The sequence below is a fragment of the Streptomyces sp. YPW6 genome, from assembly GCF_018866325.1.
In the GTDB taxonomy this organism is placed as follows: domain Bacteria; phylum Actinomycetota; class Actinomycetes; order Streptomycetales; family Streptomycetaceae; genus Streptomyces.
On the sequence record NZ_CP076457.1, the window covers coordinates 3,409,113 to 3,429,068 of the forward strand.

Below are 19,956 nucleotides of genomic sequence, written 5' to 3' on the forward strand. Positions count from 1 at the left end.
ATGAGACCTCAGACCTTCGCCGTGGCCGGCGGCGGACCCGCCGGCCTCTTCCTCGCCCGGCTCCTCAAGCTGCGCGCGCCCGGAGCCTCGGTCACCGTCCACGAACGCAACGCCCCCGACGCGACGTTCGGCTTCGGCGTCGTCTTCTCCGACCGGACGATGGCCGCCTTCGAGAGGGCGGACCCGGAGACCTGCCGCCGTCTGCGCGAGGCGAGCGTCCACTGGACCGACATGGAGTTGCGGCACCAGGCGCGGCGCATCCGCTACGGCGGGTACGGATTCACGGCGATCTCCCGCAGAACGCTCCTGCGCATCCTCCAGGAACAGGCCGCCGAGGTCGGTGCGGAGCTGCGCTTCCACCACGAGGTACCGCACGCGGGCCGACTCGGTGACGCCGACGTGGTCGCGGTGGCGGACGGGGCCAACTCGGCGACCCGGGCGATCTACGCGGACGGCTTCGGCACGACCGTGGACGCCTCCGGTCCCCAGTACATCTGGTTCGGCACCCCGGCGCGCTTCGACCGGGTGACCTTCCCGTTCGTGGAGACGAGGTTCGGCCCGTTCGCCGCACACGCCTATCCCTACGAGACGGGGACGAGCACCTTCATCGTCGAGACGGACACGGCCACGTGGCGTGCGGCCGGCATGGACGTCTCCACGGGCGAGGCGCAGGCTCCGGGCGTGAGCGACACGCACTCCAAGGAGCTGCTCGAAGGGATCTTCAAGGAGCATCTCGACGGCCACCCCCTGTTGGTGAACAACAGCAAGTGGGCCAGGTTCCAGGTGGTGCGCAACCGAACCTGGTCGCACCGGAACATGGTGCTGCTCGGGGACGCCGCGCACACGGCCCACTTCTCGGTCGGCTCCGGCACCAAGATGGCCATGGAGGACGCGATCGCGCTGGCCGGGGCCCTGGACACCGAAGAGACGGCGGACGACGCGTTTCGCGCGTACGAGGCCGAGCGGCGCCCGGAGGTCCTGCGCACCCAGGACTGGGCGGCGCCCAGCATGCGCTGGTGGGCCACCTTCGGGCAGCGCATGCACCGCGAGCCGGAGCAGTTCGGGTTCCATTTCCTCACCCGGACCGGGGCCATCTCCTACGCCGGACTCAAGCGCCGCCACGCGGCACGCGTCGACGAGGTCGAGTCCTGGTTCGCACGCCGGGCGGAGCCGGACGGCCCGGCCCGGCCGGCGGCCCGGTCGGCCGTCTCCCTGCCTCTCGCCCTGGGAGGCACCGTACTGGCGAACCGTGTCGCCACCACGGCCGCACCCGGCGGCCGGGAGGATCAGCGCAGGGACGCCGAATCGTCCGCACGGGCACACGGCGGCCTCGTCATCGTGGACTGGTCGGTCAGCGGACCGCGGCGTTCGAGCGACGGCGGCGACGGCCTGGCCGACTGGCGGACCACCGTCGACCGGATCCGGGGGCATGGTGCGGAGCCGATGGCCCGCCTGCGGACGGACGACGGGGAGGGAGCGGAGTTCGCGCGCGAGGCGGGAATGCGCCTGGTCGAACGGGTGCTGCCCGCGACCACCGTGGGTGCGACGGCGCCGGCGGACGCCCTCACCGGTGACACCACCGTCGTGGGCGTGGCCTGTCCGCCGGTGTCCGTCTGGACCGCCGAGGGGGAGAGCTTCCTCCGGCGGTGCTCCGGTCTCGCCTCCTCGGGCGTCGAGGGGCTCCATCTCATGCTGGACGAGAGCGATCCTGCGCCCGAGAGATGGGAACGGGCCCTGGAGTACGCGGACCGCGTGCGCGAGCGGTCGCGCCTGGCCGTTCTCCTCGACGTCCCCGGCGGATGGGCCTGGTCGGCACCGGACTCGCACCGGGGGGAGAGCTGGGCGACCCGGTTGCACACGGCTCTGCTGTCCGGCCGGCTCGACATGGTGGTGGCCCGGCCGTTCGCCCGGCCCTGACGCGGGCTCGGCGCTACTCCGCTCCGGCTGGTGAGGGCCGGGGCTCGCGGGAGGCCTGCGCTGCCGAGAGGCGGCGCTCCAGGCAGTGCAGGACCTCCAGCGTCTGCCGGCGCTCGGCCTCGGTGAGACCGCCGACGGCCGCCTCTTCCAACTCGCCCCAGAGGCTCTCGACCTCACGCCGGAGGCCGCGCCCCTTGTCGCTGAGCGAGACGATCACGATCCGCTGGTTGTCGGGCGGGCGGTGCCGCGTGACGAACCCCTGGGCCTCCAGGCGCTTGAGCATCTTCGTCACCGTGGGAGCCTCGATCCGCAGGGCGGTCACCAGGTCCGCCTGCGGCTGGTGGTCGCGGTTCCACAGGCGCATCAGGAGGAGTTCCTGGCCGGGGAAGAGCCCTACCTGACGCAGGAGGCCGCCGGCGAGGTTCCGGTGGGAGCGGGCGATGCTCGCCAGCAGATGGTTGAGCGAGGTGTCGTCACCTGCGGGATTCATCCTGCGCGCTCCCTGCCTCCGACCTCGATGTTCCTACAGAGGTTACAAGTTCGCGTCCCGTCCTCTCCGGAGCTTCTTGCCGGAGCAATGGTTAGTTGGCTAATGTTTAGCCGCACCAATCTTCAGGGGCGGCGCTTCCCGTCCGCCGTCGCTCCTCCATGTGCGACGCAAGCGGACGGCATGTCGCGTTGTCCAGGATCTCCTCGTACGCCCAACGAGGGCCCTCTTTCCCCGAGCGGTCGAAAGAGCGGCCCGACGGCTGTGACGAGGGGGCATTCTCCAGTGGTCAGTCAGACTCCGGAAGCGAGCCGGCGAGAGACGGCGAACGAACCGATCGCGGTGATCGGGATGGGTTGCCGCTTCGCCGGCGGCATCGACTCACCCGACCGGTTCTGGGACTTCCTGATGGACGGCAAGGACGCCATCGGTGAGATCCCGCCCGAGCGCTGGGAGTCGTACGCCTCCTCCAGCGCCGAGAACGCGGCGCTGCTGCGCCGCACGACGCGGTTCGGCGGATTCCTGTCGGACATCGAGGGCTTCGACGCGGAGTTCTTCGGAATCACCCCGCGCGAAGCGGAGCTGATGGACCCGCAGCAGCGGATCGTCCTCGAAGTCGCCTGGGAGGCGCTGGAACACGCCGGCGTCGCGCCGCGCGGTCTCGCGGGCAGCGACACCGGGGTCTTCATCGGCGTCGGCTCCGACGACTACGGGCGCCGGCTGCTCGAGGACCTGCCGCGCATCGAAGCGTGGACCGGCATCGGCGGCGCCTACTGCGCGGTCGCGAACCGGATCTCCTACACGCTCGACCTGCGCGGCTCCAGCGTCGCCGTGGACACCGCGTGCTCCTCCTCGCTGGTCGCCATCCACCAGGCGTGTCAGAGCCTGCGCCTCGGCGAAGTGCCGCTGGCCCTGGCCGGCGGCGTCATGATCATGGCTGGACCGGGCCTGTCGGTGGTCCTGGACACCGCGGGCGCCACCTCGCCGGACGGCCGCTCGAAGTCGTTCGACGCCTCCGCCGACGGGTACGGGCGCGGCGAGGGTGCGGGCGTCATCGTCCTCAAGCGGCTGAGCGACGCCCAGCGCGACGGGGACCGCGTCCTCGCCGTGATCCGGGGCAGCGGCATCCACCAGGACGGCAGGACCCCCGGCATCATGGCGCCCAGCCAGGAGGCACAGGAGCACCTGCTGCGACGCACGTACGAGCAGGCGCGAATCGCCCCGGGCTCCGTCGACTACGTGGAAGCGCACGGCACCGGCACCCGCATGGGCGATCCCATCGAGGCGGGAGCCATGGCCGCCGTGTTCGGCGCGGAGCATCCGAAGGACCAGCCGTGCCTCATCGGCTCGGTGAAGCCCGGCATCGGCCACCTGGAGGCCGGCGCCGGTGTGGCGGGCGTCATCAAGGCGGTGCTCGCCCTGCGGCACGCCCAGATCCCGCCGACCGCCAACTTCGCCCGGCCCAACCCCCACATCCCCTGGGCCGAGTCCGGTCTGAGCGTGGTCGCCGAACCGACCGCCTGGCCCCGGACCGACCACCCCCGCCGGGCAGGTGTGTCCGGCTACGGATACGGCGGCACCATCAGCCACGTCATCCTCGAACAGGCCCCGGACGGTACGGAGCCGGACGCGGCGGACGCCCCCGGCGACGCGCGGACCGAGGCGAACGTCTTCCCGCTCTCCGCGGCCTCCGAGGACGGGGTCCGCGCGTACGCCGGGAAACTGGCGGACGCCCTGGAGAGCTCCCCCGCCCCCGGAACCGAAGCGCTCGGCCACACCCTCTCCCGGCGACGCTCCCACCTCGCGCAGCGCGCGGCGGTCGTCGCGGGCGACCGGAGGGAACTGATCGCGCGACTGCGGTCCCTCGCCTCGGACGAGTCCGCCGTGGGCATCGCCTCCGGGCGGGCCGCGCACGAGGAAGCCGCCGGGGCCGGGCTCGTCTGGGTGTTCTCCGGACACGGTGCCCAGTGGGCCGGAATGGGGCGTGAACTCCTCGACTCCGACCCGGAGTTCACAGCCGCCATCGACACCATCACCCCCGTCTTCATGGAGGAGATCGGCTTCTCCCCACGTCAGGTCATCCGTGACGGCGAGTTGGGCGACGTGTCCCGGATCCAGCCGATGATCTTCGCGATGCAGGTGGGCCTCGCCGCCGTGTGGCGCGCTCAGGGGGTCGCGCCCGACGCGGTGATCGGCCACTCGGTGGGCGAGATCGCGGCCGCGGTGACCGCAGGCGTGCTCGGCCTCACGGACGGCGCCCGGCTGATCTGCCGGCGCTCCCTCCTGCTGCGCCGGGTCGCCGGTCTGGGCGGCATGGCGATGGTGAACCTCCCGTTCGAGGAGGCCGGCCGCCGGCTGACCGGGCGGAACAACGTCGTCGCGGCCATCTCGGCCTCGCCGTCCTCCACGGTGATCGCCGGTGATGCCGCCGCCGTCGAGTCGGTGAGCGCCCGGTGGAAGGACGAGGGGCTCGTCGTCCGCCGCGTGGATTCCGACGTGGCCTTCCACAGCAGCCACATGGACCCGCTGCTCACCGAACTGGCCGCAGCGGCCGCGGACCTGGATACCCGGCCGCCCACGATCCCCGTGTACACGACCGCCCTCGACGACCCCCGGTCCGATCGCCCACGGGACGGCTCCTACTGGGCGGCCAACCTGCGCAACCCGGTCCGCTTCGCCGAGTCCGTCACCGCCGCCGTCGAGGACGGCTACCGGCGCTTCGTCGAGGTGTCCGCACACCCGGTCGTCGCCCACTCGATCGACGAGACCCTCGACAGCCTCCGCGTCACCGGCGCCCTGGTCGCCCACACCCTGCGCCGCGACAAGCCCGAGCGCGAGACACTGCTGACCAACCTGGGTGCCCTGCACTGCCACGGTGGTGATGTCGACTGGGCCTCGGTGTGGCCGAGGGCCGTCCTCGCCGAGCTTCCGCCGCCCGCCTGGCAGCACCGCCCGTACTGGGCCGAGTCCGGCCCGAGGCTGACGGGCGGTGGCGGCCACGACGTGGACAGCCACACCCTGCTCGGCTCGCGGACGGTGGTGACCGGCACGACCCCCCTCCAGGTGTGGCAGACCTATCTCGACGGGACCTGCCGCCCCTACCCGGGCGACCACCCCGTCCAGGGCGTCGAGATCATCCCGGCCACCGTCCTGTTGAACACGTTCTTCACCGCGGCGACCGGCTCGGGACGGCGCCCCGCGCTCAGTGACGTGACACTGCGCCAGCCCGTCTCCGTCACCTCCGCACGACAGGTGCAGATCACCCTGCAGGACGGCACGGTGCGCCTGGCGTCACGCCTCGTCGACCAGGGCGGCACAGACGAGGACAGCCAGGTGTGGCTGACTCACACGACGGCCTCGGTCGCCCACGGGGTGACCGTCGCGGACGACCGGACGCTCCCGCTCGACGACGTGCGCGGGCGATGCCACGAGACACTCCCGCCGGACTTCCCCGTCGAACGGCTGGCCTCGATCGGCGTGGCCGCGATGGGCTTCCCCTGGGCCGTCGAGGAGCTGCTGCGCGGCCCCGGCGAGCTGCTGGCGCGTGTCCGGGCGGCCGAGGACGACGACACTCCCCCGACGTCCTGGGCGTCCGTCCTCGACGCCGCGCTCTCGATCGCCTCGGTCGCCTTCGACGGGCCCCCGACCCTGCGCATGCCCGCCCACATCAGAGAGGTCGCGCTGTGCGGGGACTGCCCCGCCCGAGTCCTGATCAGCGTGCGCGTCGCCGAGGGAGCCGCCGCCGCGGACACCGTGCACGTCGACATCGCGGACGAGGCGGGCCACGTCGTCGCCACCCTGCACGGGCTGCGGTACGGAGTGCTGGACGGGGACCCCGGAGCGACGGCCAGTCCGCGGCGCCTGGTCCACGAGTTGGTGTGGCGGCCTCTGGAAATCACGCCGGCCGCCCCCGCCTCACGCCCGGAGCTGGTCGTGCTGGTCGGCGACGACACGGCACTGACGGACCGCCTCGCCGACCTGCTCGCCACCGCCGGGACGCCGTGCGTGAGACTGACGACGCCCCAGGAGCTGGACTCGGTCCGCGATCGGCTCGGCGCCGCCACCGTGCTGGTCGCGCCCGCCGCCACCACCTCCGAGGAGAACGTGGGCGACGCCGCCTTCCGGGCGAGCTGGCTGCTGGCCGAAACCGCCCAGTGGATCGCGGGCGCGCCGCTCGCGGCCCGCCCGAAGCTGTGGTGCCTCACGCGGGGCGTACACGAGAGCGCGAGCGCCGGTGGCCTGGGCCACGGCAGCCTCTGGGGACTCGGCCGCGTGGTGGGCGGCGAGCACCCGGACTTCTGGGGAGGTCTCGTCGACCTCCCGGCGAACGGACAGGCTCCGGCGGCCGACACTCTGCTGACCGTGCTCGGCTCGGTCTCCGGCGAGGACGTCGTCGTCGTACGTGACGGGGACTGGACCGTCGGCCGACTGGCGCGGATGGAGAAGGAGGCGACCCGGGCGGGGACGGAGTTCCGGCCGGACGGCACCTACCTCGTCACCGGCGGCCTGGGCGCGCTCGGCCTGGAGATCGCCCACTGGATGGCCGGCCGCGGCGCCCGTCGTCTGGTGCTGGCCGGACGCTCGGGGCTCCCTCCCCGAGAGACCTGGGATGCGGTCGAGGACCCGGCCGTCCAGCGGCAGATCGCGGCCGTACGGTCCCTCGAAGCGCTCGGCGTCACGGTGCGGACCCTCGCGCTCGACGTGGCCGACCGGGACCAGGCGGCCAAGCTGCTGGCCCCCTCCGAACTGCAGCTCCCTCCGATCCGGGGCGTGGTGCACGCGGCGGGCGTCCTCGACAACCGCACACTCGCGGACCTGACCGAGGACTCGCTGCGCACCGTGCTGCGGCCGAAGGTGGATGGGGCCCTGACCCTGCACGAGATCTTCCCGCCAGGCAGCGTCGACTTCTTCACGCTGTTCTCGTCCTGCGGCCTGCTGCTGGGACTGCCCGGCCAGGCCAGCTACGCGGCGGGCAACGCCTTCCTCGACGCCCTGGCCGCGCATCGGCGGGCGGCCGGCGACGGCGCCGCGGTCAGCTTCGGCTGGACCTCCTGGCGGGGGCTGGGCATGTCCACCTCATCCGAGGTCATCGACGCCGAGCTGGAGGCGCGTGGCACGGCCGACATCACCGTGGCCGAGGCCTTCCGCTGCTGGGAGCTGGCCGACCGGCATGACAACGGCTACTTCGCCGTGCTGCGGACCCTGCCGCCCGAGCCGGGTGCCGTGCGTCCCCGGCTGCTGGGTGAGCTGACCTACGAGGACGCCGAGGCGCCGGAGGCGTCGGAGGGCGCGGAGTGGGAGTCGCTGTCCCCGGACGAACTGCGCGGCTGCCTCGTCGACGCCGTGCGGGACAGGGTCGCCGACGTCATGAAGATGAACGCCGCGGACCTCAACGTCCGGGCCGCGCTGACCGAGCTGGGCCTCGACTCGGTGATGACCGTGGTCGTCCGGCGCCGTCTGGAGAAGCAGTTCCGGCTCGCGCTCCCGGCCACGCTGCTGTGGGAGCGCCCCTCGGTGGAGGCCGTGGCCGACTTCCTCTTCGGCGCGCTCACGGCGAGTACCGAAGAGGCCGCGACGGACCAGGACGGCTCCGTCGCCGTGCCCGAGCAGCCCGCCCGTTCCGGGCTGCTCGTCGGCTGACCCGGCGGAGGGCCGGCGCCGGCCCTCCGCCGGCGCCGGCCGGGTGAACGGTCGTACAGCATCGACAGAGGCAGGAGAGACCCGTGGCACGTGCAGGTGTCGTCCCGTGGCCGGACGACCTGGCCAAGGAGTACGTCGCGAAGGGCTACTGGCGGCGGCGTCCTCTCGGCGCGCTGATGTGGGAGTGGGCGGACGCGTTCGGAACGCGCGTGGCCCTGGTCGACGGAGATCGGAGGATCACCTACCGGGAACTCGCGGAAACCTCGGACCGCCTGGCCGAAGGACTGTCCCGTACCGGCCTGGAGCGCGGCGACACCATCCTGGTCCAGCTGCCCAACTGCTGGGAGTTCTTCGCGCTGGTCCTCGCCTGCGCACGTCTGGGCGTGGCGCCGGTCCTCGCCCTGCCGCCGCACCGCGAGCACGAGCTGACGTACATGGCCCGGCTCGCCGAGGTCTCGGCCGTGGTGACCTCCGGGCTGTGGCGGGGCTTCGATCACCAGTCCCTCGCCGAAGACGTCGCACGCGACCGGGGCGACGGGTGCCGGGTATTGATCGTCGGGGACACGGTCCGTCCGGGCCACGTCGACGTGCGCGCCCTCATGGCCCCGGCCGGCGACCCGGACGAGCGCCGACGGCGGCTGGACTCCGTGGCTCCCACCGCGGACGAGGTGCTGCTGTTCCTGCTGTCCGGTGGCACCACGGGGCTCCCGAAGATCATCGCCAGGACGCACAACGACTACGAGTACAACGCCCGCCGCAGCGGCGAGGTGTGCGGCTACGGCGCCGACACGGTCTACCTGGCCGTCCTGCCCGTCGCGCACAACTTCGCCCTCGCGAGCCCCGGTGTCCTCGCGGCCCTGATGTCCGGGGGCCGTGCCGTCCTGCTGCCGTCCCCGCAGCCCGAAGCGGCGTTCGCCGCCGTCGAGCGCGAGCGGGCGACGGTCACCTCGCTCGTCCCGGCGGTGGCACGCCGCTGGCTGGAGACCTTCGAGCCGGCCCGGCACGACCTGTCCAGTCTGAAGGTGCTCCAGGTCGGCGGCTCCGTGCTCTCCCCCACAGAAGCCCGGAGCCTCATGGCCGGCCTGGGCGGCCGTCTCCAGCAGGTCTTCGGCATGGCCGAGGGGCTGCTCAACTACACACGTCTGGACGACCCCGACGACCTGGTGGTCACCACTCAGGGGCGCCCCATCTGCCCCGACGACGAAGTCCTCGTCGTGGACGAGGACGACGTCCCGGTGCCGCACGGCCGGCCCGGTCGGCTCCTCACCCGCGGCCCCTACACGCCCCGGGGCTATTTCGCCGCACCCGAGCACAACGCGCGCGCCTTCACCGCCGACGGCTGGTACCGCACCGGGGACGTCGTCCGCCAGGACGCGGCCGGCAACCTCGTCGTGGAGGGCCGGACCAAGGACCTCATCAACCGGGGCGGGGAGAAGGTCTCGGCCGACGAGGTCGAGGACCTCGTACGCCGCCTGCCGCAGGTCGCCGACGTCGCGGTCATACCCTCGCCGCACCGGGAGCTGGGCGAGACGGTGTGCGCCTGCGTCGCCCTCCGGGCGGGCGAGACGCTCGATCTGCCCGAGATCCGGCAGTCCTTCCTCGACCGCGGCGTCGCGGCCTTCAAGGCACCGGAACTGCTCGTGCTGCTTCCCGCCCTGCCCCGGACAGCGGTCGGAAAGACCGACAAGAAGGCGCTCCGGAAGCTCGTCGACGCAGCGCACATTCCCGTCCAGCCGGCCGGGGACAGAACCCCGCCGGCACCGGTTGCGGCGCTGCGCCACCCCTAACGGAAGTCACCCGCTCACAGCACGAAAGGAACACGCATGGAATCCGCGGCCGGTCCCGCTTCCCACGAACAGCTCTCCCTTCAGGGAGTCGACCACTTGGCCCACGTCACCTGGGACCCCGACGCGACGGTGCTCTTCTACCGCGACGCCCTCGGTCTGCCGCTCGTCCACGCGGTGACCGGGACCGGCTGGCTGTCGGAGAGCTTCCCGGACTTCGTCCACTTCTTCTTCGGGCTGGGCAAGGGGAACCACCTGGCCTTCTTCTACTTCTTCGGCCTCCCCCGGGACCAGGCCCCCGACGACCTCATGCACAGGTCGCGGCACCTGGCCCTGCGCGTCGAGACCGAGGAAGAGCTTCTGGCGTGGCGGCGCAAGCTGAAGGCCGCGGGGATCCGGGTCACCCCTCCGCTCGCCCACGAGATGATCGAGTCCATCTACTTCGACGACCCGAACGGCATCCAGCTGGAGATCACCCGTCCGCTGCGGGAGTTCGGCGACGTAGACGCCCGTGACGCCGCGCTGACCGTGGCCGCGCTGACGGACGTGGTCCGCAAGGGCGACCCGTCCCTGAAGGCCACCTGGCAACGCAAGGGCGAGCTCATCGCCGACCGTTTCGAAAGGGGCAACATCTGATGGCCACCCTCTACGTCCTCGACGTGCCCGAGTTCCGCACCCTGCTGGACGCCGTGGCGAGCGACACCGCGACGACGCGGACCGTCGGCGACTACGTGCGCGTCTCCTGCGAGCCGGGACCGCTCGTCCTGGAGCGCGCACGCGTCGGCGCACGCGATGCCGTCTGGTTCTCCGCCCTCACAGGCGGCTACAGCGGCACCATGGCGAGGTTCGACGCCTCCGAACTGCGGCTGGAAGACTGAGCCCGGCGCCATGGACACCAAAGTGGCCGGCATCCGGACGGCCTGCGACGCCCGTGGCCGGGTGGCCGAACTGCTGGCCCTGCGCGAGCAGGCGCGGCGCGGACCGAGCGAGAAGGCGACCGAGGCGCAGCATGCCAAGGGGAAGCTGACCGCGCGGGAGCGGATCGGGCTGCTGCTGGACGAGGGTTCGTTCAAGGAGGTCGAGCAGTTGCGCCGGCACCGGGCGACCGGGTTCGGTCTGGAGGCGAAGAAGCCCTACACCGATGGTGTGATCACGGGCTGGGGCACGGTCGAGGGCCGGACGGTCTTCGTGTACGCGCACGACTTCCGGATCTTCGGCGGGGCGCTGGGCGAGGCGCACGCGACGAAGATCCACAAGATCATGGACATGGCCATCTCGGCGGGCGCTCCGCTGGTGTCGCTGAACGACGGCGCCGGCGCCCGTATCCAGGAGGGCGTCTCCGCTCTGGCCGGGTACGGCGGCATCTTCCAGCGCAACACGCGTGCTTCGGGTGTGATCCCGCAGATCAGCGTGATGCTCGGCCCGTGCGCCGGCGGCGCCGCCTACAGTCCGGCGCTGACGGACTTCGTGTTCATGGTCCGGGATACCTCGCAGATGTTCATCACCGGCCCGGACGTCGTCAAGGCCGTCACCGGTGAGGAGATCACCCAGAACGGCCTGGGCGGCGCGGACGTGCACGCGGAAACCTCGGGCGTGGCGCACTTCGCGTACGACGACGAGGAGACCTGCATCGCCGAGGTCCGCTACCTCCTGTCGATGCTCCCGCAGAACAATCGCTCCTGCCCGCCGCCCGTCGCCTCCGACGACCGGGCCGACCGCCGGTCGGAGGTTCTGCTGGATCTGGTGCCGACGGACGGCAACCGCCCGTACGACATGCACCAGGTCATCGAGGAACTCGTCGACGACGGCGACTACCTGGAGATCCACGAACGCTGGGCCCGCAACATCATCTGCGCCCTGGCCCGTCTCGACGGACAGGTCGTCGGCATCGTCGCCAACCAGCCGCAGTCCCTCGCGGGTGTCCTCGATATCGAGGCGTCGGAGAAGGCCGCCCGCTTCGTCCAGATGTGCGACGCCTTCAACATCCCGATCATCACCCTGCTGGACGTCCCCGGCTTCCTGCCCGGCGTCGACCAGGAGCACGGTGGGATCATCCGCCACGGCGCCAAGCTCCTGTACGCCTACTGCAACGCCACCGTGCCGCGGATCAGCCTGATCCTGCGCAAGGCCTACGGAGGCGCGTACATCGTCATGGACTCCCAGTCCATCGGCGCCGACCTCACCTACGCCTGGCCCACCAACGAGATCGCCGTGATGGGCGCCGAGGGCGCCGCCAACGTCATCTTCCGCAGGCAGATCGCGGAGGCCGAGGACCCCGAGGCCATGCGGACCCGCATGGTCAAGGAGTACAAGGCCGAACTCATGCACCCCTACTACGCGGCCGAGCGCGGCCTCGTCGACGACGTCATCGACCCCGCCGACACCCGCCAGGTGCTCATCCGGTCCCTCGCCATGCTCCGCACCAAGCACGCCGACCTGCCGTCCCGCAAGCACGGCAACCCGCCGCAGTGAGCCTCCCCCGACCGGTCTCATCCAGAGGAGCCGACCCACGTGAGCACTCCCGCCCGCCTCCTGCGCGTCGAGAAGGGCCACGCCGACCCCGAGGAACTCGCCGCCATCACCGCGGTGCTCCTCGCCCGCGCCGCGATGCGCCCCACAGCCGCCGCGGCGCCGGTTCCCGCGACCGTCAGGGCCGGATGGGGGCACCGGGAACGGCGGCACGAGTTCCCGGCCCCGCACAGCTGGCAGCACTGAGCACCTGTCACCGGCAGCACGCCGCCTGGGAAGCGACCGGGCACAGCAGTCCGGTGCCGCCCGTCAGTTCCGGGGTTCGCCCGACCCGGTGGCGAGGGGCCGGTGGCCGCCGATGACCACGTACGGCCCCGCCGGAAGGGCGTCCAGGCCAGGAGTCACCCCCGGGCCGGCGGACGCCCTTCGCCACGGTCGCGGCCGGCACAGGCACCGGACTCATGCGTCTAGCAGCCGCTTCCGCCGCAGCAGGAGCCGGAGTTCGCCGCCGGGGCGGGCGGCCGGGCGGCGGCCTCCGGGGTGGTGGCCGGCTTCGCGGCTCGGACCGTGGCCGAGTGCATGCCGTCGGCCACCGCGTGGGTGGGGATCAGTTCGACGTCCGTGAAGCCCGCGGCCGCCAGCCCCTCCCGGTACTCCGTGAAGGAGAGCGCGCCGGCGATGCAGCCCACGTAGTCGCCCCGCTCGGCCCGCTGGCCGGGCGTCAGCCGGTCGTCGGCCACGACGTCGGAGATGCCGATGCGGCCGCCGGGGGCCAGTACGCGGAACATCTCGGCGAAGACCGCGGGCTTGTCGGTGGACAGGTTGATGACGCAGTTGGAGATGACGACGTCGATGGTGTTCGCCGGGAGGGGGATCGCCTCGATGGCGCCCTTGAGGAACTCCACGTTCGTGGCGCCCGCCTTCTCCCGGTTGGCCAGGGCCAGGGCGAGCATCTCCTCGGTCATGTCCAGGCCGTACGCCTTGCCGGTCGGACCGACGCGGCGGGCGGAGAGGAGGACGTCGATGCCGCCCCCGGAGCCGAGGTCGAGGACCCGCTCGCCCGCGTGGAGGTCGGCGACGGCGGTGGGGTTGCCGCAGCCGAGGGAGGCGGCGACGGCCTCGGCGGGGAGGGTGTCGCGTTCGTCGGCGGCGTAGAGGGTCGAACCGAAGTTGTCGTCGACCTCGACGGGCTGCGGGCCGCAACAGGCGGCGCCGCCTTCGGTGACCTGGACGGCAGCGGCGGCGTAGCGCTCGCGGACGGTTTCGCGCAGGTCGTTGGAGTGATCGCTCATGGCAGGCCTCCGGAAGAGGGGACGAACAGACGCTGTTTCGAAGTTTCTCTATGCAAGCTTGCTTCTTGAATTGAAGTTCGTCAACATAGAAACATGTCAAAACAAGAGCTGGTCGTGCTCGGCCAGGACGAGAGCGGCTGCTGCCCCACCCTGCTGACCGCACCGCTCGACGAGGAGCAGGCCGTCGAGCTGGCCAAGGTGTTCAAGGCGCTCGGCGACCCCGTGCGGCTCCGCCTGCTGTCGATGATCGCCTCGCGCCAGGGCGGCGAGATCTGCGTCTGCGATCTGACCCCCGCGTTCGACCTCTCCCAGCCGACGATCTCCCACCACCTCAAGCTGCTGCGGCAGGCCGGACTCATCGACTGCGAGCGGCGCGGCACCTGGGTGTACTACTGGCTGCTGCCGGGGACGATCGACAAGCTCGCCGGGGTTCTCACCCGCTCGGAACAGGCCGGACGCGCCGGGCAGGCCGCGGGTACGGAGGTCTCCTCGTGAGCGCTCCTGCCACCGCACCCGTCGCCGCGCGGCTGTCCTTCGTGGACCGCTACCTGGCGGTGTGGATCCTGGTCGCGATGGCGGCCGGTCTCGGTCTGGGCCGTCTCGTTCCCGGGCTCGGCGACGTGCTGGCGCGGGTCACCGTCACCGGGATGTCGCTGCCGATCGCTCTCGGGCTGCTCGTGATGATGTACCCGGTGCTGGCCAAGGTCCGCTACGACCGGCTGGGCACCGTCACCGGCGACCGCCGGCTCCTCATCCCCTCGCTGGTGCTGAACTGGGTGCTCGGACCGGCGCTGATGTTCGCCCTCGCCTGGATCTTCCTGCCGGACCTGCCGGAGTTCCGTACCGGCCTGATCATCGTCGGGCTCGCCCGCTGCATCGCCATGGTCATCATCTGGAACGACCTCGCCTGCGGGGACCGCGAGGCCGCGGCCGTCCTGGTCGCCCTCAACTCCGTCTTCCAGGTCTTCGCCTTCAGCCTGCTCGGCTGGTTCTACCTCTCGGTCCTGCCCGGCTGGCTCGGCCTGGAGCAGACGGTCCTGGACGTGTCGGTCTGGGAGATCGCCCGCAGCGTGCTGATCTTCCTCGGCATCCCGCTGGCCGCAGGGTTCCTGACCCGCCGTCTCGGTGAGAAGGCCAAGGGCCGCACCTGGTACGAGACGAGGCTGATCCCGCGCATCGGGCCGTTCGCCCTGTACGGACTACTTTTCACCATCGTCGTGCTCTTCGCCCTCCAGGGTGACGCCATCACCTCCCAGCCCTTCGACGTCGCCCGGATCGCGCTGCCGCTCCTGGTGTACTTCGCGCTCATGTGGGCCGGATCCATGGCCCTGGGCAAGGCCGTCGGACTGGACTACCCGAAGGCCACGACGCTCGCGTTCACGGCCGCGGGCAACAACTTCGAGCTGGCCATCGCCGTGTCCATCGCCACCTTCGGCGCCACCAGCGGACAGGCCCTCGCCGGAGTGGTCGGCCCGCTCATCGAGGTGCCCGTCCTCATCGGCCTCGTGTACGTGGCGCTCGCCGCCCGCCGTCTCTTCCCCGGTCCCGACGCCTCCCCCGCGTCACCCGCCGTCGCCCCGGAAGGCGCCAACCGTGTCTGACACCGCCAAGCCCTCGGTCCTGTTCGTCTGCGTCCACAACGCCGGACGCTCCCAGATGGCCGCCGGATTCCTCGCCCACCTCGGCGGCGACCGGGTCCTGGTCCGCTCCGCCGGATCCCTGCCCGCCGACCAGGTGAACCCGGCCGCCGTCGCGGCCATGGCCGAGGTCGGCATCGACATCACCGCCGCCGCCCCCAAGGTCCTCACCCCCGAGGCGGTCCGGACGTCCGACTACGTAATCACCATGGGCTGCGGCGACGCGTGCCCGGTCTTCCCCGGCAGGACGTACCTCGACTGGCAGCTGGACGATCCGGCGGGCAAGGGGGTCGATGCCGTCCGCCCGATCCGGGACGAGATCAGACGGCGCGTCGAGGCCCTGATCGCCGAGATCTCGCCTCGCTAGATCCGCCTGGAGCGCCCCTGGCCCCGCGCGGCGGACGGCGGTTCGAGGACCGGTCCCGGATCCGCCTAGACCGCGCGGGCCACCAGCACGATGACGCTGAGGTAGCAGCAGACGCCCAGCACCGTCGCCAACCAGCTCAGCACCGTGTGCCGGGCCGTTCCGCCGGAACTCATGCCCAGGTGGGCGGCCGCGGCGCCGCTGACGCGGGGCGGTACGTCGCTCCGTGCGCCTGGGTCCAGTGCGCGACGTACGCGCCGCACGTCGGTCTGCTCCCTCAGTCCCAGCAGCACGCCGTCGCCGTCGCGCACCAGAACGACCCGGTCCGAGACTCCGCCGCGGGAAAAGCTCGTCAGCAGCCGGACGCGCTCGATCCGGGACAGGTCGACGGTGCGGAGGCCCGTGACGGTCCGTGCCGTGAGCAGGCTGCCGGTGGCCCGTCCCCGGTCCCGGCCCGTGGGCATCTCGCTGATCAGCACGAACCCGACCAGAGCGGCCGGCCCGGTGACGACGAGCGGCACCCCGGGATGCAGTCCGGCCGCCGCCGACACCGCGAGGCCGGCGAAGGGCAGGGCCAGGAGGCCGACGACCCAGGCGGTGCCGAGGCGCGTGCGACGACGGCCGAGAGCCGCGTCCACCGCCGGGTGCTTCTGCTGCTTCGCCATGCCGATCAGTCGCTCTCGACGCGGCGGCGGTTCAGGACACCCGCGTCCGCCCGTATGTGGGGCGGCACGACGAACGTGAACGTCCAGCTCCTGACGGCCGCGCCCGGCGCGCGCGAGGCGAACAGCGCGTAGGCCATGTGAGGTCCCCTCCCCGGGTCGCCCTGCTACCACCTGCGCATGAGGGTGAGGGCGCCGGGCGGGCTCCGAGGGTACGTCATCACCCGGCCACGCCCGGCGGACAGGGCTTGCTCAGGTAGAGGGCGTACTCCCCCGCCGAAGCGGTGAACGCGTAGAGCGAGGTGTCCAGACCGCAGAGCGAGAAGCCCATCCGCCGATACGCGTGGATGGCGGGGGCGTTGATGTTGCTGACCTCCAGCCAGACATGACCCGCGCCGCACTCCCGGGCGAACTCCTCCGCCCGGGACATCAGCGCCCTGCCGACGCCCCGGCCCCGGTGAGCGGGAGCGACCTCGATGTCCTCGATGGTGAGGCGGCGGTTCCAGCGCGCGTACGAGACGGAGACGAAGCCGGCCAGGGTGCCGTCGGGGGTCAGGGCGAGGAAGGTGGACTCCCGCCCATCGGCCGTCCCCACCCCGACTCCTGAGTGCCCGTCATCCACGTCAGCGCCGCGCCCCTCGTCGGGGCCGTCCGCGCCACCTGGGCCGTCGGGGCCGTCGGGGCCGTCGGGGCCGTCGGGGCCGTCGGGGCCGTCGGCGTCATCCTCCGGGAACACCTTGGTCAGCGGCGGATCCACCGGCACCTCCCGCAGCGTGAACCCGTTCTCGGCGGACTCCACGCGGAAGACCGTGGCCGTGGTGAAGGAGCCGTCCAGCGCGTCGATCCGCCCCGCGTCCTCGGGGCCGGCCGCGCGGATGTCGTAGGTGATGTCATCAACCAGGGGCATGGCGCGACAGTACGACCGCGCGACGCGCCGCCGGAAAGCCGCCCAGACACCGGAGGCTGAACTTCCGTGCTCCACCGAGCCCCTTCACCCAGCAGACGGTGATCCGTCCGGGTGAACCCGCGGGCATACGAGGGGCCGCAGGGGAGCACAGGATCCCCTTGAACGTGGCTGTTTCAGCACCGAGTTGAGGTGTGTCTACGCGCGGAGCACACCCAACCGAACGATCCTTCGGGCATATCAGACGACTTCTCGCACGCCTATGACCGGCGGGTACCGGGAGCTGCTAGAAACTGCATCCCCTCATCCCCCCACGCTTTGAAGGGCCGGCAGCCATGTCAGTACGGAGAATTCGAGCCGCTCTCTCCACTCTCGCGATCGCCGCCGTGGCGGCGATCGGTCTCGCCGCGCCGGCGTCCGCCGCCGACCCGGCCGCCGCGGGCGGCTACGTCGCGCTCGGCGATTCCTACTCCTCGGGCGTCGGCGCCGGAAGCTATCTCCCCGACAGCGGCGGCTGCCGGCGCAGCACCGCCGCCTACCCCTACCTGTGGCAGGCGGCCCATTCCCCCGCCTCGTTCGCCTTCGTCGCCTGCTCGGGAGCGACGACCTCGTCCGTGGCGAGCGGCCAGCTCGGCGCGCTCGGCACGTCCACCTCGCTGGTCAGCGTCACCGCGGGAGGCAATGACGTCGGGTTCGCCGACGTCATGCAGGACTGCGTCCTCGGCAGCGAGGCCACCTGCCTCAGCAGCGTGGACGCGGCCGTCGGGCAGATGAACGACACCCTGCCCGGCAGCCTGGATGCGCTGTACGACGGCATCCGGGCCCGCGCCCCGCAGGCCCGGGTCGTGGTCCTCGGCTACCCCCGCTTCTACCAGCTGTCCGGCAGCTGCGTCGCCGGGCTCAGCGAGACCGAACGGGCCGCGATCAACAACGCGTCGGACGCGCTGAACGACGTCATCGCCAAGCGCTCCGCCGACGCCGGGTTCACCTTCTCCAGCGTGGTGGACGAGTTCACCGGACACGAGCTGTGCTCGGGCGACGCCTGGCTGCACAGCGTCACCGTCCCGATCGAGAACTCCTACCACCCCAAGGCAGCGGGGCAGTCGGGCGGCTACCTGCCCGCCCTCCGCTCGGCGGTGTAGCGGAAGCCGAAGCGACCGGGCTGCGGCTCACCGGGCGACCGGTGAGCCGCCACGCTCCGCCCCTCGTCGCCGCTCTCCGCCACGCTCGGCCTCTGGCGGCCCCTCTCCGTCTCTCGCCACCGCTCTCCGCCCCTCACCGGCTCTCACCGTCTCTCGCCATCACTCTCCGCCCCTCGCCCGCCGCGTCGGTCTCCCCGGCCGGCCTCCCCCGTGACGCTTCCTCACCCTCCCCGTAACGCCTGTCCGTTCTCAGTACCGCTCGACCAGATGCTCCCGGCCCGCCGGAGGCTCGTACGACTCGGGCCAGAAGTCCGTCACGCCGGTGATCAGCCCCTTCTCGTCGAAGGTGAAGAAGTGGATGGCGTCCAACTCCTGGTCCGCCTCGCCCTCCTGCTCCCCCGTCACCGTGAACCCGGTCCGGGCCGCGGCCTGCCGGCCCTCCGCGTCGGCGACGATCCGCTCGACCCGGACGTGCCAGTCGCCCGGATACTCCTGGTTGAACCGGAGATACCGCTCCTTGCCGAGGATCCGCTCGCGCGTCTGCGGCAGTTCGTACACCACGTCCTCGGCGAGGGTCTGCGCGAACGCGCTCCAGTCGCGCTCCTCGGCCGCCGACCAGTACGTCTCCACCGCCCCGCGCAGCGCCGCCGTCGTCGCCCCCCGGGGCGCTGCTTCCTGTCATGTCGGTCATGGGGACGAGTGTGGCCCCCACCACTGACAATCGGCCGGACAGAGCCCGCGGGGCGCCTCCGAGCTGCGGTTATCCCCGCCCCTGCACCGGCCGCGACGCCTTGATGGAATACATCAGCGGAATCCTCGGCCGGCCCGCCGGGAAGCGGTACTGGCCGTCCGCATGGCGCTCCAGCGTGTCGAACCGCTGGACGAGCGAGACGTCGTGTTCGTGGAGGAAGTCGATCCGCAGACCGGCCGTGGCGAGCGCCGTCACCACCCGGCCCACCGGGTGCTGCCACTCGACGCTGCGGTTGTGCACCGTGGGCGCGTCGAGGTCCGCGTACGTGCCCGGCGTCTCGTCCACCCAGGCGTCGCGGCTGAAGTAGTCGTCGGTGACCACCGAGCCGGTCGCGTCCATCGAGTCGGTCAGCGGATGGAACTCCGCCAGGTAGAGGAATCCGCCGGGCGCGACGAGCGACGCGGCGGTCTCGGCCCAGCGGTCGATGTCGGGCAGCCAGCCCAGGGCTCCGATGCCCGTGTAGACGATGTCGTAGGCGGAGTCGGGAACGGCGGACGGGGCGTCGTACACGTCGGCCGCGACGAACGCCGCCCGGTCCGGGCCGAGGCCCAGCGACCTGGCCAGGCCCCGGGCGGTCTCGACGGCGGGCTCGGAGAAGTCGAGGCCCACCACCTGTGCGGCGCCGTGCCGCACCCAGGACAGGGTGTCCATGCCGAAATGGCACTGGAGGTGCAGCAGGGTCCTGCCCCTGACGTCGCCGACCTCGGCCAGCTCGAAGGCGCGCAGCACGTCCTTGCCCGCCCGGAACGCGTCCAGCTCGTAGAAGGCGCTCGCCACGTGGATCGGCACGCGCTCGTCCCAGCGCGCGCGGTTGGTCTCGTGCCAGTCGTCCGGAGTCGGGGAGTACATGTCCGGGAAGCTACCGACGGGCCGGGCGGGGCGCGAGCGGATATCCGCGGCTGACCGG

General features: G+C 72.0%; 18 protein-coding genes. 11 read left to right on the forward strand and 7 right to left on the reverse strand.

What is annotated here, in order from left to right; all coding sequences use genetic code 11:
• The gene (locus KME66_RS15010) at window positions 1-1,917 is read left to right on the forward strand and encodes an FAD-dependent monooxygenase (protein WP_216322816.1); all 1,917 of its coding nucleotides are present in this window, start codon (window positions 1-3) and stop codon (window positions 1,915-1,917) included.
• A gap of 13 nt (window positions 1,918-1,930) precedes the next feature.
• Here KME66_RS15010 and KME66_RS15015 read toward each other — a convergent pair whose 3' ends face one another.
• Complete coding sequence (locus KME66_RS15015) at window positions 1,931-2,407, reverse strand: MarR family winged helix-turn-helix transcriptional regulator (RefSeq protein WP_216322818.1); 477 nt, start codon at window positions 2,405-2,407, stop codon at window positions 1,931-1,933.
• Window positions 2,408-2,689: 282 nt separating this feature from the next.
• Between KME66_RS15015 and KME66_RS15020 the strand changes: the two genes are divergently transcribed.
• The 6 genes from KME66_RS15020 (at window position 2,690) to KME66_RS15045 (ending at window position 12,543) form a co-directional block, all read left to right on the forward strand.
• Window positions 2,690-8,044, forward strand: a complete 5,355-nt coding sequence (locus KME66_RS15020; RefSeq protein ID WP_301184493.1) for a type I polyketide synthase — start codon at window positions 2,690-2,692, stop codon at window positions 8,042-8,044.
• An 83-nt stretch (window positions 8,045-8,127) separates the two neighbouring features.
• A complete protein-coding gene (locus KME66_RS15025; protein WP_253208349.1) occupies window positions 8,128-9,831 on the forward strand; it encodes a (2,3-dihydroxybenzoyl)adenylate synthase in 1,704 nt (567 codons plus the stop codon).
• A gap of 36 nt (window positions 9,832-9,867) precedes the next feature.
• Entirely contained in the window at window positions 9,868-10,464 is a 597-nt protein-coding gene (locus KME66_RS15030; protein ID WP_216322828.1) for a VOC family protein, read from the forward strand.
• Entirely contained in the window at window positions 10,464-10,706 is a 243-nt protein-coding gene (locus KME66_RS15035; RefSeq protein ID WP_216322830.1) for a hypothetical protein, read from the forward strand. Before KME66_RS15030 ends, KME66_RS15035 begins: the two co-directional genes overlap by 1 nt.
• A 10-nt stretch (window positions 10,707-10,716) precedes the next feature.
• Window positions 10,717-12,300 (forward strand): acyl-CoA carboxylase subunit beta, encoded by a 1,584-nt coding sequence (locus KME66_RS15040; protein WP_216322832.1) that lies wholly within the window; start codon window positions 10,717-10,719, stop codon window positions 12,298-12,300.
• Between the two features lie 39 nt (window positions 12,301-12,339).
• The gene (locus KME66_RS15045; RefSeq protein ID WP_216322835.1) at window positions 12,340-12,543 is read left to right on the forward strand and encodes an acyl-CoA carboxylase subunit epsilon; all 204 of its coding nucleotides are present in this window, start codon (window positions 12,340-12,342) and stop codon (window positions 12,541-12,543) included.
• 221 nt (window positions 12,544-12,764) lie between these two features.
• Here the strand turns inward: KME66_RS15045 and arsM are convergent, their stop codons facing one another.
• On the reverse strand, window positions 12,765-13,589 hold the full coding sequence (gene arsM / locus KME66_RS15050) for an arsenite methyltransferase (protein WP_253208350.1): 825 nt from the start codon (window positions 13,587-13,589) through the stop codon (window positions 12,765-12,767).
• Between the two features lie 93 nt (window positions 13,590-13,682).
• On the opposite strand from arsM, the gene KME66_RS15055 reads away from it, so the two are divergent.
• Genes KME66_RS15055 through KME66_RS15065 form a run of 3 tightly spaced genes read left to right on the forward strand, consistent with a single transcriptional unit; the run spans window position 13,683 to window position 15,593 of the window.
• The gene (locus KME66_RS15055; RefSeq protein ID WP_216322838.1) at window positions 13,683-14,084 is read left to right on the forward strand and encodes a helix-turn-helix transcriptional regulator; all 402 of its coding nucleotides are present in this window, start codon (window positions 13,683-13,685) and stop codon (window positions 14,082-14,084) included.
• Entirely contained in the window at window positions 14,081-15,190 is a 1,110-nt protein-coding gene (gene arsB, locus KME66_RS15060) for an ACR3 family arsenite efflux transporter (RefSeq protein WP_216322841.1), read from the forward strand. Before KME66_RS15055 ends, arsB begins: the two co-directional genes overlap by 4 nt.
• Window positions 15,183-15,593: an arsenate reductase ArsC gene (locus tag KME66_RS15065; protein ID WP_073219178.1), complete on the forward strand. Its 411-nt coding sequence runs from the start codon at window positions 15,183-15,185 to the stop codon at window positions 15,591-15,593. Before arsB ends, KME66_RS15065 begins: the two co-directional genes overlap by 8 nt.
• Window positions 15,594-15,658: 65 nt before the next feature.
• Here KME66_RS15065 and KME66_RS15070 read toward each other — a convergent pair whose 3' ends face one another.
• The 3 genes from KME66_RS15070 to KME66_RS15075 form a co-directional block, all read right to left on the reverse strand.
• A complete protein-coding gene (locus tag KME66_RS15070) occupies window positions 15,659-16,255 on the reverse strand; it encodes a hypothetical protein (RefSeq protein WP_216322844.1) in 597 nt (198 codons plus the stop codon).
• Between the two features lie 5 nt (window positions 16,256-16,260).
• On the reverse strand, window positions 16,261-16,392 hold the full coding sequence (locus KME66_RS34415; protein WP_269086416.1) for a hypothetical protein: 132 nt from the start codon (window positions 16,390-16,392) through the stop codon (window positions 16,261-16,263).
• Between the two features lie 80 nt (window positions 16,393-16,472).
• Entirely contained in the window at window positions 16,473-17,159 is a 687-nt protein-coding gene (locus KME66_RS15075) for an N-acetyltransferase (RefSeq protein ID WP_216322847.1), read from the reverse strand.
• A 332-nt stretch (window positions 17,160-17,491) separates the two neighbouring features.
• Here KME66_RS15075 and KME66_RS15080 point away from each other — a divergent pair, with 332 nt between their 5' ends.
• Entirely contained in the window at window positions 17,492-18,298 is an 807-nt protein-coding gene (locus tag KME66_RS15080; RefSeq protein WP_216322851.1) for an SGNH/GDSL hydrolase family protein, read from the forward strand.
• A gap of 249 nt (window positions 18,299-18,547) precedes the next feature.
• On the opposite strand, the gene KME66_RS15085 is transcribed toward KME66_RS15080, so the two are convergent.
• Window positions 18,548-18,928, reverse strand: a complete 381-nt coding sequence (locus KME66_RS15085) for a nuclear transport factor 2 family protein (RefSeq protein ID WP_216322853.1) — start codon at window positions 18,926-18,928, stop codon at window positions 18,548-18,550.
• Between the two features lie 130 nt (window positions 18,929-19,058).
• Window positions 19,059-19,898 carry a bifunctional 2-polyprenyl-6-hydroxyphenol methylase/3-demethylubiquinol 3-O-methyltransferase UbiG gene (locus tag KME66_RS15090; protein WP_216322857.1) on the reverse strand — a complete coding sequence of 280 codons (840 nt, stop codon included), beginning with the start codon at window positions 19,896-19,898 and terminating at the stop codon, window positions 19,059-19,061.
• Window positions 19,899-19,956: the final 58 nt, after the last annotated feature.

Bases quoted from the DNA above. Each gene is read 5' to 3' on its own strand.
- KME66_RS15080 (WP_216322851.1), top strand. From the start codon at position 17,492: ATGTCAGTACGGAGAATTCGAGCCGCTCTCTCCACTCTCGCGATCGCC.
- arsM (WP_253208350.1), bottom strand. From the start codon at position 13,589: ATGAGCGATCACTCCAACGACCTGCGCGAAACCGTCCGCGAGCGCTAC.
- KME66_RS15075 (WP_216322847.1), bottom strand. From the start codon at position 17,159: ATGCCCCTGGTTGATGACATCACCTACGACATCCGCGCGGCCGGCCCC.
- KME66_RS15015 (WP_216322818.1), bottom strand. From the start codon at position 2,407: ATGAATCCCGCAGGTGACGACACCTCGCTCAACCATCTGCTGGCGAGC.
- KME66_RS34415 (WP_269086416.1), bottom strand. From the start codon at position 16,392: ATGGCCTACGCGCTGTTCGCCTCGCGCGCGCCGGGCGCGGCCGTCAGG.
- KME66_RS15055 (WP_216322838.1), top strand. From the start codon at position 13,683: ATGTCAAAACAAGAGCTGGTCGTGCTCGGCCAGGACGAGAGCGGCTGC.
- KME66_RS15010 (WP_216322816.1), top strand. From the start codon at position 1: ATGAGACCTCAGACCTTCGCCGTGGCCGGCGGCGGACCCGCCGGCCTC.
- KME66_RS15090 (WP_216322857.1), bottom strand. From the start codon at position 19,898: ATGTACTCCCCGACTCCGGACGACTGGCACGAGACCAACCGCGCGCGC.
- KME66_RS15040 (WP_216322832.1), top strand. From the start codon at position 10,717: ATGGACACCAAAGTGGCCGGCATCCGGACGGCCTGCGACGCCCGTGGC.
- KME66_RS15035 (WP_216322830.1), top strand. From the start codon at position 10,464: ATGGCCACCCTCTACGTCCTCGACGTGCCCGAGTTCCGCACCCTGCTG.
- KME66_RS15030 (WP_216322828.1), top strand. From the start codon at position 9,868: ATGGAATCCGCGGCCGGTCCCGCTTCCCACGAACAGCTCTCCCTTCAG.
- KME66_RS15070 (WP_216322844.1), bottom strand. From the start codon at position 16,255: ATGGCGAAGCAGCAGAAGCACCCGGCGGTGGACGCGGCTCTCGGCCGT.